At 35.5% G+C, this 13,534-nt stretch carries 17 protein-coding genes and 1 tRNA gene; 10 read left to right on the top strand and 8 right to left on the bottom strand.

What is annotated here, in order from left to right; all coding sequences use genetic code 11:
• Positions 1-30: 30 nt before the first annotated feature.
• Together J5J03_RS13530 and J5J03_RS13525 are read left to right on the top strand one after the other, a co-directional pair.
• On the top strand, positions 31-720 hold the full coding sequence (locus tag J5J03_RS13530) for an NAD(P)H-dependent oxidoreductase (protein WP_208590215.1): 690 nt from the start codon (positions 31-33) through the stop codon (positions 718-720).
• Between the two features lie 10 nt (positions 721-730).
• Entirely contained in the window at positions 731-916 is a 186-nt protein-coding gene (locus J5J03_RS13525; protein WP_208590213.1) for a hypothetical protein, read from the top strand.
• Positions 917-1,033: 117 nt separating this feature from the next.
• Here the strand turns inward: J5J03_RS13525 and J5J03_RS13520 are convergent, their stop codons facing one another.
• The 3 genes from J5J03_RS13520 to J5J03_RS13510 all read right to left on the bottom strand — a co-directional run bounded on the left by J5J03_RS13520 (position 1,034) and on the right by J5J03_RS13510 (position 2,902).
• On the bottom strand, positions 1,034-1,510 hold the full coding sequence (locus J5J03_RS13520; protein WP_208590288.1) for a DinB family protein: 477 nt from the start codon (positions 1,508-1,510) through the stop codon (positions 1,034-1,036).
• Positions 1,511-1,678: 168 nt separating this feature from the next.
• On the bottom strand, positions 1,679-2,416 hold the full coding sequence (locus J5J03_RS13515; protein ID WP_407927834.1) for a YqcI/YcgG family protein: 738 nt from the start codon (positions 2,414-2,416) through the stop codon (positions 1,679-1,681).
• A 246-nt stretch (positions 2,417-2,662) separates the two neighbouring features.
• Positions 2,663-2,902: a Parvovirus coat protein VP1-like protein gene (locus J5J03_RS13510; protein ID WP_208590211.1), complete on the bottom strand. Its 240-nt coding sequence runs from the start codon at positions 2,900-2,902 to the stop codon at positions 2,663-2,665.
• 669 nt (positions 2,903-3,571) lie between these two features.
• On the opposite strand from J5J03_RS13510, the gene J5J03_RS13505 reads away from it, so the two are divergent.
• Together J5J03_RS13505 and J5J03_RS13500 are read left to right on the top strand one after the other, a co-directional pair.
• A complete protein-coding gene (locus J5J03_RS13505) occupies positions 3,572-4,987 on the top strand; it encodes a glycosyltransferase family protein (protein ID WP_208590210.1) in 1,416 nt (471 codons plus the stop codon).
• Between the two features lie 165 nt (positions 4,988-5,152).
• The gene (locus J5J03_RS13500) at positions 5,153-6,217 is read left to right on the top strand and encodes an LCP family protein (RefSeq protein WP_208590209.1); all 1,065 of its coding nucleotides are present in this window, start codon (positions 5,153-5,155) and stop codon (positions 6,215-6,217) included.
• A 207-nt stretch (positions 6,218-6,424) separates the two neighbouring features.
• Here J5J03_RS13500 and J5J03_RS13495 read toward each other — a convergent pair.
• Positions 6,425-6,496, bottom strand: a tRNA-Val gene (locus J5J03_RS13495).
• Positions 6,497-6,850: 354 nt separating this feature from the next.
• On the opposite strand from J5J03_RS13495, the gene J5J03_RS13490 reads away from it, so the two are divergent.
• Positions 6,851-7,405: a cell wall hydrolase gene (locus J5J03_RS13490; protein ID WP_231710753.1), complete on the top strand. Its 555-nt coding sequence runs from the start codon at positions 6,851-6,853 to the stop codon at positions 7,403-7,405.
• Between the two features lie 98 nt (positions 7,406-7,503).
• On the opposite strand, the gene J5J03_RS13485 is transcribed toward J5J03_RS13490, so the two are convergent.
• Positions 7,504-8,172 (bottom strand): DUF3298 and DUF4163 domain-containing protein, encoded by a 669-nt coding sequence (locus J5J03_RS13485; RefSeq protein WP_208590207.1) that lies wholly within the window; start codon positions 8,170-8,172, stop codon positions 7,504-7,506.
• Between the two features lie 107 nt (positions 8,173-8,279).
• Between J5J03_RS13485 and J5J03_RS13480 the strand changes: the two genes are divergently transcribed.
• The 4 genes from J5J03_RS13480 (at position 8,280) to J5J03_RS13465 (ending at position 11,455) form a co-directional block, all read left to right on the top strand.
• On the top strand, positions 8,280-9,449 hold the full coding sequence (locus J5J03_RS13480) for a cation:proton antiporter (RefSeq protein ID WP_208590205.1): 1,170 nt from the start codon (positions 8,280-8,282) through the stop codon (positions 9,447-9,449).
• A 52-nt stretch (positions 9,450-9,501) separates the two neighbouring features.
• Positions 9,502-10,218, top strand: coding sequence for an alpha/beta hydrolase (locus J5J03_RS13475; RefSeq protein ID WP_208590204.1), 717 nt, complete (start codon positions 9,502-9,504; stop codon positions 10,216-10,218).
• 11 nt (positions 10,219-10,229) lie between these two features.
• Positions 10,230-10,652, top strand: coding sequence for a GNAT family N-acetyltransferase (locus J5J03_RS13470; RefSeq protein ID WP_208590203.1), 423 nt, complete (start codon positions 10,230-10,232; stop codon positions 10,650-10,652).
• A 128-nt stretch (positions 10,653-10,780) separates the two neighbouring features.
• Positions 10,781-11,455, top strand: coding sequence for a DUF421 domain-containing protein (locus tag J5J03_RS13465; protein WP_208590202.1), 675 nt, complete (start codon positions 10,781-10,783; stop codon positions 11,453-11,455).
• 82 nt (positions 11,456-11,537) lie between these two features.
• Here J5J03_RS13465 and J5J03_RS13460 read toward each other — a convergent pair whose 3' ends face one another.
• From J5J03_RS13460 to J5J03_RS13450, 3 genes are all read right to left on the bottom strand, one after another.
• Entirely contained in the window at positions 11,538-11,816 is a 279-nt protein-coding gene (locus tag J5J03_RS13460) for a hypothetical protein (protein WP_208590201.1), read from the bottom strand.
• A 205-nt stretch (positions 11,817-12,021) separates the two neighbouring features.
• Positions 12,022-12,246 (bottom strand): hypothetical protein, encoded by a 225-nt coding sequence (locus tag J5J03_RS13455; protein ID WP_208590292.1) that lies wholly within the window; start codon positions 12,244-12,246, stop codon positions 12,022-12,024.
• A 100-nt stretch (positions 12,247-12,346) separates the two neighbouring features.
• Positions 12,347-12,745, bottom strand: a complete 399-nt coding sequence (locus tag J5J03_RS13450; RefSeq protein ID WP_208590200.1) for a CotO family spore coat protein — start codon at positions 12,743-12,745, stop codon at positions 12,347-12,349.
• 175 nt (positions 12,746-12,920) lie between these two features.
• Here J5J03_RS13450 and J5J03_RS13445 point away from each other — a divergent pair, with 175 nt between their 5' ends.
• Entirely contained in the window at positions 12,921-13,415 is a 495-nt protein-coding gene (locus J5J03_RS13445; protein WP_208590198.1) for a CotY/CotZ family spore coat protein, read from the top strand.
• Positions 13,416-13,534 lie beyond the last annotated feature (119 nt).

Below are 13,534 nucleotides of genomic sequence, written 5' to 3'. Positions count from 1 at the left end.
AATATCTTCGCAACCGAAAGGAGACTAGACGTGAGAACCTTACTAATCATATCTCATCCAGAAATTATCGAATCTGGTAGTCAACAATACTTCTTAAACTCCATCAAAAATCAAACAGACATAACCATCCACCATTTAGAACATTTATACCCAGATGGCAGGATAGATGTAGTGAAAGAGCAGAATCTATTAAAAAAGCACGATCGGATTATTTTCCAATTTCCTTTTTATTGGTATAGTGGAACACCTCTTTTAAAGAAATGGCAAGATGAAGTGTTGGGAGAAGGTTTTGGTTATGGTACTAGAAGAAAGCCACTTGCCGGAAAGGAATTTGGATTAATTATGATGATCGGTGTAGCTGAGAGAGAATACCAGGCAGGCGGTGAAGAATTATTTACGATAAGCGAACTCACGAAACCATTTCAAGCGATGGCAAATAAACTAGGGATGGTTTATCTTAGACCATTTCCCGTATTTCAGTTTTTTTATATGGAAGAAGAAGAGAAAAAGAATACTTTAATCAAATATTGGCAGATGCTCACAATGGAAAAAGATATTAGTTTAGCAACCAGAGAGGAATGGCTGATTAAACAGTTGCAGAAAACGGCCGAATCTACAACTGAAACTAATACGATAACATTTGCGATAGAGCGAATTCAAGAGAACCGAGACAAAATAGACGAGCTAAAAATGGTACTCGATGAAATGTTTCTTGAATAGGAGGCAAAAAATGACGGAAGAAAATGAATGGATGATCCACCAATTACAACAAGTTCTTAACTCAACCGATGACTACTATCTTCGCACACTGATAAAGGCAGCTGTCGATATTATTGAAGAACAAGAAAGACGGATGGACCAAATGGAAGGAGAAATGGAAGGCACGATTTGGAGTCCAAGAAAATGGAGTAAATAGTAAAAGAGACTAACTATATAAAGTCAATAGGTGGTTACCCTCAAAAGTTAGTTTTTCTACTCTAACTTTCGGGGGGCGGTACCTAGTTAGCCTCTTTTATCTGTTTAGCCAGTTAGATTAAGCTGGAAAATCTTCATTCTGAAAATAGCGTTCTGTTAGTATTTTCAAATGATGAAGCTCATGCCCTGCAATAATAAATGGGAGTGCTTGGACGGTTACCGGGAAACCATTTGCATTGCCCCAATTTGTCCAGACATCATTTCGTAAGTTTTTGAGCAATTGTAAGGTAGCATTTCGAACAGATGTATAATCTTCTAGCAGTGTATGTAGAGAATATGTATCAAACATTGCTTCTTGTACAAAATCCTCTTCATTGTGACCAGGTAAATTGTTCTTTTCCCCTCGTGCTATGCAAAAAAGACGATAACCCATATAACGTTCTGTGTCCGTTAAATGTCCGATTACCTCTTTTATACTCCACTTTTCAGGTTCATAACGAAAACTAGCCTGTTCTTCTGTTAAATGGTTCAGTCGCCTCAACAAATCCTCGCTCTGCATTTCCAAAATATCCATGATAGCACCTTCTGGTACCATAGATACATAAGTTGCATAGTAGTCAGCATATTCATTTGATTCTGGCCTGTTCACTTTGGATCCCTCGCTTTCTGCTTTGTATTTTACTATCTTTCCACTATTTAATTATAAAAGTTTTGAAAGGATTTTACAGCAAAAAAAGTAAATGCAAAGATTTTCACCATGCATTTACTTTTTATAATGAAAGGGACATCTCGATAACGTTTGGTTGTCATCTCGTAAAAAATACTGTTTCCATTCAAAATTATCTTCTGCTCCATATGGTTTTAACTCCGGATGAACCGAGATGGAATCATAATTTTTTAATCTTTTTCTTACTTTTTTCATTATCTTCTCAGCGTGTTTCGATTCGTTAAATTGTTGAAACACCCACCTTGGAGTAATAGCTAACATCAATGTAGGAAAACCTCTACTGTTTCGTTTTTGATGTGCTGGTGTTGCACAATACATGAAAAATCTTTCACCATGAAAACTAAATTCCCACATATGGTGATGGGGATCAGTTGGAATTTCACCCGGCCATGCTTCTTTATCGTATCCGACAAGCTTATTCAACTGTTGCCAAAATAACTGTTCGTATTGTTCGATCGTATATGTTTTCTTAATCTCCTCAGGTAACCTATAAAATATGATCAGTGAAGTGTATTCTCCAAATTTCTTGCATTGCACTGCATATATACTCAATAATTCAGCAAGTGCTTGAACCGTTTCTTCCTCAGTTGGGTCCCCTACAAATCCATACCTTATTTGATTTAACACATAGCCAATCGTTGCCGGGATACAAGGAAACGGGTATTCTCTGTCTGTCATATTTTCTTCAAAATGGAAAACCATAGATTTTTCCCAAGGGTCAAGCTGTTTTCGCTTCGCTATTTCGTTGTTATACAATTTGTTCAAAATAATCACCTCACGCCCTACTACATCTTATTCACCAAAACCATAATTGGGTAAAAGTCTAGGTAAAATGGGCGGTGATAACTCCACAATTCTTCTGGTGAATGGATTCCGTGTAGCAAGTGATGTTTGTCTGCTTTATGAAGAACCTGTTTTCTACAAGTAAGATTTTACGGACGGTTAGCAACTTGGTAAAAATTGAAATCAATAAAATCACATTAGTAAAGTTCAATACACTAATGTGTTTTTCTATTTGAACTATAACCCTCTTTTAAATAAGATAGCTCGGTACATAAGAGCTGCATTTCTACCGATTTCATCTCTACGTTGGATATATGGTTGTAATTTCTTCAAGAATACATCATCACAATACTGATGAGATCGATGTCGTCGGTAACAATCATCATGTTCCATGCAAAAAACATCTAATCGATTCAATGGCACACCCGGCCCACTACAGCCTGGACCACAATATCGATAACCAGGTAAACACGGCATCGGAGATCTTCCCCCTTCTAATTTATAGACTTTGTCATATTATATGTTCCGTTTTCAAGTCATGAATAGGATAGATAGCATGGCGAAAAAGTGGATTTATCGTAGAGTGGAGATTGAAAGTCAGAAGGAAGGATGAACTTCCTCCCTTCTTCCAAATTAATGAGGTACTCATTCTACAACGGATTACCTCGAGAAGGAGATTTCCCTCTTCCTCTTTTTTGCTTATCAGGCATTTTTTCATCCGGATTTGTAGGAGCATAATTAGGTTTTTCTTTTTTACGTTGTTTCGACATTTCGTTCCCTCCATGACGATAATAGAATACTCTTATAGTAACCAGAACTTGCCTATTTATACTGAAACATCCTTCTATAGTAGGCCTTTACGCTCACTGATATTAATTTTTGGAATATAAATAAATATTATGCCAGCACTGTGAACTTTGATAACTATGCTTAACTTGTCGTTTTCTAGATTGCTTTTCGAATAAAAGTTAAGCTAACCTTTTATCACGTTGCTAAACGTCTGTAAGACCCCCACTTCAAATTTCAAGTAACACAAAAATTAAGGTTTTGGGATAACAGATGCTAACACCCTGATAAGCTTTGTTAATGCTCAATGGGGTCACCCCCACTGAGCATAGTCTTACTTCATAGAAAAGGAGATTAGGAATGAACACTTATGAAAAGAATTATTGGACGGTTTATCTCGATTTTTTGGATGACTTTACGGAATTAGAATACAAAGGCTACTCACTAGCTTATCTTTTCCATTACGGAAGTTTAATCAGAAACAACAAGGAATTAATCAAGTCATTAGATGATCCTTCATTCACTAGCTTACTTAATAATACATTAAACGATTTATCTGAAATTCAGCAAACATTTAGTAAAGAGAAAGAAGCGATACAAAAACCAATTATCAAAAAGGAGAATGGTAAAATACTCTTACACGATGTATATGACCTGTTACGATTTCCAAATGACACGTTCTATCAATATTTTGACAAAAGAAAGACATTGATTATGCAAGATACTATTCCACAAAGGAAAGAGAAAAACTATCTTGTTGGGTTGCAAGGTTATACAATACAAAATTTTGATAAGTATAACAGAAACGTGAGACAGACCATAAATGAACTGAAAAGGACAGCTAACACCATCTTATCAAAATTTCCAAATCATCTAGTCTATAATAATAAAATATTCAGAAGTAGATTGTTTATGCAATTAGATACAATCGTCAACCGGATTGAAGAAGCAGCAAATTTATTCAGAAAGGAGTCCATATCCACTGTCATTGTCCCTTCCACTCATTACCCGGAAAGCCGGACATTAGTTTTTGTTGCAGCTGGATATGGGATTCCGACTATTTGTATGCAACACGGAATTATCGGTAAAGAATTCGGTTATATACCAAAAATTGCAGATGTCGATGCTGTTTATGGACCTTATGAGATAGATTGGTATCAAAACAATGGAGTAAACAAAGAAGATTTAGAAATCATCGGCCACCCACGATTTGATATGATCAAACGAGTACCAAAATTACGACAGGAAGAAATAAAAAGAAATCTTGCAATTGATTCAACAAAGCAAACTATTTTACTGATTATTCGCGGGCAACTGCTCTTGGAAGATTGGACTGCTTTCCTTGATCAATTAAGTACTAACGATAGCGTAAATGTGATCATCAAAGATTTCAGATATAATAGGAACCACCCTCTTCAGGATACCTATTCATTTGTCTATTCTTCCAAAGGTTATCATCACTATGATCTTTTCAGCATAGCGGATGTGGTTGTTTCTTATGCTTCCACAGTAGCTTTGGAAGCCATGTTAGCTAAAAAACCAGTGTTCATATTAGATGAATCCTCGCCTGGTTACACCGGTTATTATGATGATATGGGGAAACTTATTCAATCTGACCCTAAGCAACTATCCGCATTAGTTTCAGATTTTTTTACTAATAAAGATTTACAGTCCTATACGGACAAAACAATTACTGAATTTTTATCACAAAGCTATATAAATAAAATTTCGTCTGGTCAGCGGTTAATGCGTTTAATTAATAAACTCTCGAACTAATATAATTTAGATAGAAGATACTCCAAATGCTTTGTTATTATTTGACTAAATCATTAAATACCTGTAACTTTTTATATGGTAATTCGTCAAATTAGGTGAAATAGTTATCAACACATCACAAAACTTTTTAGTAGAATAATAGACAATAAAGGTGAGGTATTTATTTTGAGTGAACGACGCACAGATAAACAAAACAGAAAAAAATCAAGTAAGTGGAAAAAACTAATACTAGGGATTATTTTATTTATAATCATCGCCATCATTGGCTATGGGATTTACTTATTTATAAACGTTTATGGTGCTACGAATGAATCCCATGAAGAAATAGATCGTCCGGATGGAAAGTCAGAACGAAGAGAAACAGAAGTTACGGTTGGAGACGATCCTTTTTCGATTTTATTAATTGGTGTGGAAGATTACGAAACAGATGGGGAGAATGGGCGTGCAGACACACAAATTGTTGTGACAATTAATCCAAATACAGATCAGATGACCATGACAACCGTCCCACGTGATACAAGAATAGAATTTTCGGCAGAAGAAGCTGGTCAATATCCTGGCTTCCATAAAATAAATGCTGCTTATACCTATGGCTCTATCTATGACTATGGTGCCAATAAACTGACTGTTGAAAAGGTAGAACAATTGCTTGATATCCCCATTGATGAGTATGTCACAGTAAATTTTGATGGGTTTAGAGATATTGTGGACGCACTTGGCGGTGTCACAGTTGATGTAAAGGAACCCTTCTGGGAAAAGAATTTCTATGTAGGCGGAGAGAAAATATACTTTGAAGAAGGATTAAGCAAATTAAACGGGGAAGAAGCCTTAGCATTCGTCCGCATGAGAAAACGGGATGTAAATAACATCTATTCTCGTGATGAAAGACAACGTCAATTTATCCAAGCAGCTATTGATGAAGCTATTTCAACAAAAACACTGTTTAAAGTAGGGGAAATCACCGATATCTTAGGAGAAAATGTGACAACAAGCTTGAGTGCAACCGAAATTTTTAGTTTACAGCAAGCATACTCCTCCATCAATACTTCTAATATCAAAACTTATGAAATAACAGGGGAAGATCAACGAATTGATGGTACTTACTATTTCATCCCGACAGAAGAGGGATTAAACACAGCATCACAGCAATTGCAGCAGGAATTAGAACTGGAAGAGGAAAATAATAGCAATTATTCTGCTGATGATGATCAAAATTTCAATACGGAGTAGCCTGCCAATGAGTTTTTTGAAATGGATTCGATCAATTCAAAAAGCCCTAAATGTTAACTTTTTAACATTTAGGGCTTCTTCTTTTATATGGTTAGCATTGTGATAAATTCAAGCGTATTATATTACGTCTTTTTTTTATCTTCCCAATTCCTAGCTTTAATGACAAAAAAAGACACACCCAAAATTATGGAATGTGCCTCTAAACAATGATCTGAGAGGGATTTGAACCCCCGACCTCTTGCCTGTCAAGCAAGCGTTCTCCCGCTGAACTATCAGATCTTACAAATTATTTTTCCAATCAAATTTATCGGAAAAGGTACGTAATAATAATATAATCAACCTCTCATAATATGTCAATGAATAACCTGATAGATACCCACTTGTAACATATCGTGTATTTCCTTGTTTCAATACCTTTACAATTGTCATAATCTTAGGCTTTATTGCTATTATCTCCTATTCTTACCAGATCATGAAACGTTGGTAAACTTTTCTGTCATCTATTATAGCAGGCTTTCTATGTATTGGAAAAATTATCATAGCGATTCTTTATGTTACATTTGCTAGTCTAGTTAATAGATTAATCACAGGAGGTAATGAATTTTGAAAATAAAAGTTTTATTAACTAGTTTAATGGTTATTACAGGTCTTACGATTATGCCTGGTTTCGTTGAAGGATATACAGTCAAACAAGGGGATACATTTTGGAAAGTAGCCCAAAAACATGGTGTATCTACAAATGAACTCATGAATGTTAATAATTACTCTTCTTCTCTTTTATACCCTGGAGCGAAACTGACAATACCAACGTCAATTTCAGAAGCTGACAAAGAATTAATAGCAAGATTAGTACATGCTGAAGCAAAAGGAGAACCGTACGCTGGAAAAGTGGCAGTAGCAACTGTTATCTTAAATCGTGTCGATCATTCGAACTTTCCAAACACTATAAAAGGTGTTGTGTATGAAACGTATGAGAATGGGGCAATTTATGCATTTAGTCCTGTTGAAAATGGAGAAATTAATAAACCCGCAGATAGTGAAGCCAAGCGTGCAGTAGAAGAAGCAATCGCTTTTCGTGGACAAGGGCAAGGATCGATTTATTTCTACAATCCAGAAACAGCTGCAAGTGCTTGGATTTTTGACCAACAAACTACAGTAAAAATTGGAAATCATGTATTTGCAAAATAAAATTGGAACAAAGCACATTTAACACAAATACGCATGAAACCTGACTTAAAAGCCTTGGTTTCATGCGTTATTTAATTGTTTTGAAATCAGCTATATTTCTAAATGTTCCTCATTTTTTTATCATTTTTCTCATATACCTCTGCCGGCACATGAATTTCCTGATTCCCTGCAACATACGGTGCAATCTCATATTGCTGGAATACGAGAGTAATTCCGTCATCTGTAAAATAAAAAGCCGTATCCTTCGTTAATTTAATGTCTTCCTTTTTCAAGTCTGGATAAAATATGTCTGGTCGTTCTGTGGCATACTCCCATACATAATCACTAACAGCTTCAATCTGCTCTTTTTCCGTAAGAATATTGGTTAAATAAACACGTTTTCCCTTATCGATATCAAAATTAAACGATTCAACAGTAGTGTTCCCATGTGCTCCTCCACTATATATATAGTTACTTGTCAGAATGCTCAATTTCGGCGATTGGTTATACTTTACTTCATAATCTGTTTGGTATTCTGCATGAAAATCGTATTTCTCAGCTTGCTGTTCATTTTCCTTTAATTCCTTATAAGACTCTTTTATATACTTTTGGAACGCCTTGTTTATTTTATCTTCCATCCCGGGTTTCTCAGTTTCAGACACTTGTGGATATTTTAGTGACTCGATATCCTTATATATTTCATCTGTTACCAGAGCTGTTTGACCATTTGCAAATACTGTTGAAGTTATCATCATGAAAAATAATAAGCATAAACAGAGCTTTTTCATCTCGAATACACACATCCTTTTTTGCTTAGCTTGCCTAGAATATGCTTAAACATACATGTGTTTTTGATGAAAAAATATGGGAATAATAAACAATAGGTGGTGAAAAAATGTCGATTGAACAAATTGTTATTTTACTTTTTATAGGCTATCTTATTTTTACAATTGATACAAAAAAAGAAAACTTTCCTGTTCCAACCGTGCTCATATTACTTGGCATCGGGCTATCTTTCATTCCATTTTTTGAGTCGATGGAACTGACGGAGAATACTATTTACCATATTTTTTTACCTGCCATGCTATTTGTATCTGCTTATCAATTTCCAATAAACGATTTCCGTCAGAATGCAAATATAATTATTTCCTTGGCAACAATCGGAATTATTTTGAATGTACTAATGTTAGGTTATTTTATTTTTATAATCGCTCCTATTAATTTAGGCGCTGCCTTTGTTGTGGCAGCTATCTTAACACCTACAGATCCCGTATCAGTTGTTTCCATTATCAAGAAAGCAACAGGAAATGAACAGATTGCCAGCATGGTCGAAGGGGAATCCATGTTAAACGATGGGACTAGTATTGTGCTTTTCACCACTTTATTTGCTATTGCAACCAGAGAAAAAGCATTTTCGTTCTCTACTTTTCTTGGCGATTTTCTGCTCGTTTCATTTGGAGGAATTGCGATAGGTCTTGTCTGTGGTTATTTAGTAAGTAAGATGGTCCACTATTCTCATTATCGCAATTATCAAATTATGCTAAGTATTATTTTGGCTTATGGTTCATTCTTAATTGCTGAAGCAGTTAATGTTTCTGGTGTTTTAGCAACTGTTTCAAGCGGAATGATGATTTCATTTGAATATGGACGAGCAATTAAAGAAGCTCATTTTCGTGAATCATTAGACGGATTTTGGGAGATTGTGGAGAACAGTTTACTTGCGATATTATTTTTAGTCATCGGTATTGAAATTACCGAATATTTAGCGATAGGTTATTGGTTGTATGCTATCGTCATCTTTGTCTTCATGATTTTCGCACGTTACATCATTAGTTATGCTGTAACAAAGATAATCCACCCGCTTTCCTGGCGTTACAACTTGTTAATATCGTGGGCTGGATTAAAAGGATCGATGTCTGTCTTTTTAATTCTCACCTTATACGCCAAAAACACTAGCAGCATGAACAGTGATTGGATTGTTGGTGTTAGCTTCACCATTGTACTATTATCTTTAACCATTCAAAGTCTCAGCATGGCGCCAATTTCAAGACAGTTGCTAAAATAATGCAGTAAAAAAGAAATCCTGTTAAAATACATAATGACAAGGGGGAGTTTATGTGGGACGCAATGGAACGATGGAAGATGCGACCATTCATAGTGAACATCTGAATGAAGAAATCCAGATAAAGTGGTACCTTCCAGAAGGATTTACAGCTTTTAAAGATTATCAATTATGTATCATGAATGATGGTGATGATTATTTCAGGATGGGGCGTGTTGCTACTTTAAGCGATCAATTACATGAAGATATAGAGATTGAAGCCACTATTTTTGTTGGTATTCATTATCAAGATAAAAATGATCGATGGGAAAAATATCATCCGAGTGGTCAACAGCAGGATGCTTATATTGCTTTTCTCGTAAAAGAGGCGATTCCTTATGTCGAGAATCATTTACATATTACACCGGTAAAGCGAATATTAATCGGAGATTCACTAGCCGGAACATTAGCATTTATGATCGCAACCCAATTTCCACATACATTTGATACGGTTATTATGCAGTCACCTTATGTCGATCAAGATGTGTTGAAAAGAGCAAGCAAGGCCGCGGAATTTTCACATATTGAAGTATTTCACTCGATCGGAAAAGAAGAAACAGGGGTACACATGACAAATGGAGAAACTGCGGATTTCTTAACACCTAATCGTACTTTAAATCAGACCTTAACTGGTAAACTGCAGGTCTATCATTATGATGAATTTAATGGTAATCATACATGGAAATATTGGCAACAAGATTTAAAAGAAATATTAATCAAGATGTTAGGATAAGGGGAGAAACAATGGAATTGAAAATAGTCAATACAGAAAAAGAATTACAAGATGCCTATAAAGTTCGATTCACTGTTTTTGTAGAAGAACAAGGCGTACCGAAAGATTTAGAAATTGATGAACTGGAACAAGAATCCCTTCATTTTATCGGATATGAGAAAGAAGAGCCAGTAGCGGCCAGTAGAATGCGCTTGGTTGATGGTTACGCCAAGATGGAGCGTATTTGTGTATTACAATCACAACGAGGCAGAGGATTTGGTCGAGATATCCTGCTATTTATGGAAGGAATTGCGAAAGGAAAAGGCAAAACCAAATCAAAGTTAAATGCCCAAACAAGAGCAGAAGCATTTTACCAATCACTTGGCTATGAAACGATTTCCGGTGAATTCATGGATGCTGGTATCCCCCATGTCACCATGACAAAATCATTATGAGACTTCCATCAGAAGCTAAAATGTTACATGCATTTTAGCTTATTAATTTGGAACCGTTTCAGCATGTATGCACTTTGTTGTTTTAGTATATCCTAATAGAAAATCTGTTACAGATAGGAGAAACAACTATGCATTACGGTTCAATTTTTGTAGAGACATTGTTTGGTTTTGTCATGTTGTTTATCTTAACTAAGGTACTTGGAAAAACACAAATCAGACAACTTACAGCATTTGATTTTATCTCTGCACTTATCCTTGGGGAATTAGTTGGGAATGCCCTCTATGATAATGAAGTAGGTATTAGTGATATCGCTTTTGCAATTCTGTTATGGGGGGTTTTATTATACTTGACAGAAATTATTACCCAACGTTTTAAGAATACAAGATCGATCCTGGAAGGTCGGCCGTCGCTTGTCATCCATAAAGGGAAATTACAGCGCGAGGAAATGAAGGAAGGAAAGCTCGATATGAATCAGTTATTACATTTATTACGCTCTAAAGATGTATTTTCCATTCGCGAAGTAGACTATGCCATCTTGGAAACAGATGGTACTGTTTCCGTTCTAAAGAAAACCGGCTATCAAACCCCCACGCGTAATGACTTTAACCATCCTCCTGAACAAGTCGTATTGCCCTTTATGCTTATAAATGATGGTGAAATAATAACCGATAGTCTTCGTGAAATTGGTAAAGATGAAAATTGGTTAAAAGAAGAATTAAAAAAGCAAGAAATTACTTCCGTACAAGAAGTTTTTTATGCTGAGTATGAAAAAGGCAAAAATTTATATGTTCAAGGATATTAAGTGAAGTAGATCTGTCTGATGATGTATTGTGGAAAAAGTATTAATAAGATCAGTGGTGGTTAAAAACCCCACTGATCATTTATTATACAGTTGCCTCAAACTTTCCACCTTTTCCAGTGACCTCTGCATATATCATATGATTCGGCTGACTTTTTTGTACCGTTACTTGATGGCGCCTTCTTTTCTTTTGCTGCGGGATGATTATTCTTTTAGGCTTTTCCTTTGTTCGTTCCTCTTTATAACGCATACCAAATTGGATCGGGTATAGCCTTTCAATTGGAAATGGGTCACGCTCTTCACGTGTGACACGATTATGATACTGTTGATATTGATAGTTCTCAACTGGCATAATATATCCCATTAACGTCCATCCCCTTTCATGCTTATATATTATTCTATACCCATATTTTCGGAAAATGAATCATACTTTTGTCCGTCTAATGAAAAATCAGCGATTACCAGCCGTAATTATCCTTATCGATTCGATGCAAACCATTTATACTTTCTTATACGTGAACCAAAAATAAAACAGATAGCTTCTCACGAAAAAGCTATCTGTTTTATTATTAGAGCCATGAAAATGGAGGACGTACGTCTTTATCTTTGTCGTCATTATCGTCTTGTTCGTCTTCAACTTCTTCGACAGTATCTTTTTCAAGTAGTTCTTCATCTTCGGCTTCCACAGCTCGTGGACCAAAGAAAGGATCATGACGTCGAGTTGGTTCAATGCGAACATTATCTGCTTTGATAACTAAGTCTTTCACATAAATCACTTTCTTCTTTTCTGACACGTTCTTCACTCCTTCTTTCTTTTATATTAAAATGTACTAGGTTTCAAATGGTCATTACATCTTATGCAATAGTAAAAGAATAGTGTCATTTGCCACGATATTAAAAACCGACCATGTTGATTTCTTTAATTTGATCCAGTGGAACAGATATCGGCCTCGGTTTACTTGCTACCTTTATAATCACCATTTCGTTTTGGTAGTCTTCAATTAGTCCTATATACTTTTTCCGTTCCGTTATTAATTCACATTTTACTTTTGGAACGTGAAAAGGCATAGAAGCAAAATAAATTACTTTCTCCTTTATAGTCATTTCATTAAATTTTTTATTTTTTAGTTGCTTCTTTGAAAAATGCTGATTAGGAATATCTTGAGATTGTTGTGTTTCATCGTAGGCACTCACCGAATGATATTGTGACTGCATGGTTCGTTTTGGTTCGGCCATATTGGGTTGCGTAATATATAACTTCGGTAATTCTTGCTTCTTACTAATGGAGTCCATCTTCTTTACCTCCTTATAACAATGCATACTTATATATATGACAAACGTCTACCGCTTGTGAGAAAAAAATCATGACCTAATTATGGAAAACAAGGCTTCTGTCTATACAGATAGACATTTTCTACATAGATTATTATTGTTAACGAAAACTTTTTAGAAGAGGAGTGTAGTTTTAATGGGAAGAAAAGTAGGATGCAATGATGATAACAATGTAGCTGGAATTGGCGGAAGTGATTGTGTATGCGATGTTGTTCGTGCGATTAATGATGCTCAGGATAACGTTGTAGAAATGGAATGTGATGTAAGCTGTGCACGATCTATTCAAGATTTAGTGTCTCCTGTTCGAGGTAACGGCTTAGATACTGTACCTTTTATTCTATATGATAAAAAAGGCAAACCTTTCAAAGGGTTCGGAGCAGAAGTTCGTGGTGGCAAATTCGAATGCTTTAGCAGCTTTATTTTCCGTGTAAATGAAGTAGATGATGAAGACTGCTGTGCAGTATTAGAACTACTAGTATTTGACAACGATGACAAGGCTTGCGGTGATCCATGTGAGCAACTTGATCACGAAGAAGTTGAAGATTTAGAACGTACTGGTATCTGTATTACTGTAGACTTAAATTGCTTCTGTGCAATTACTTGCCTACCTGCTGTTTCCTTGTTTAACTAAAGTTAATGCTCTTCCAGTGAAAAACTGGAAGAGTTTTTTTCGTATATTTCAACATATTACTTGAATTTTTGAGGTGAATTCTGATAAAATCCGACACGTTGTGTAAAAAAGGTGAATAG

The sequence above is a fragment of the Gracilibacillus suaedae genome, assembly GCF_017599345.1.
GTDB lineage: Bacteria > Bacillota > Bacilli > Bacillales > Amphibacillaceae > Gracilibacillus > Gracilibacillus suaedae.
Note: the sequence above shows the minus strand (reverse complement) of the source record. Positions and strands in the feature narration are given on the sequence as shown.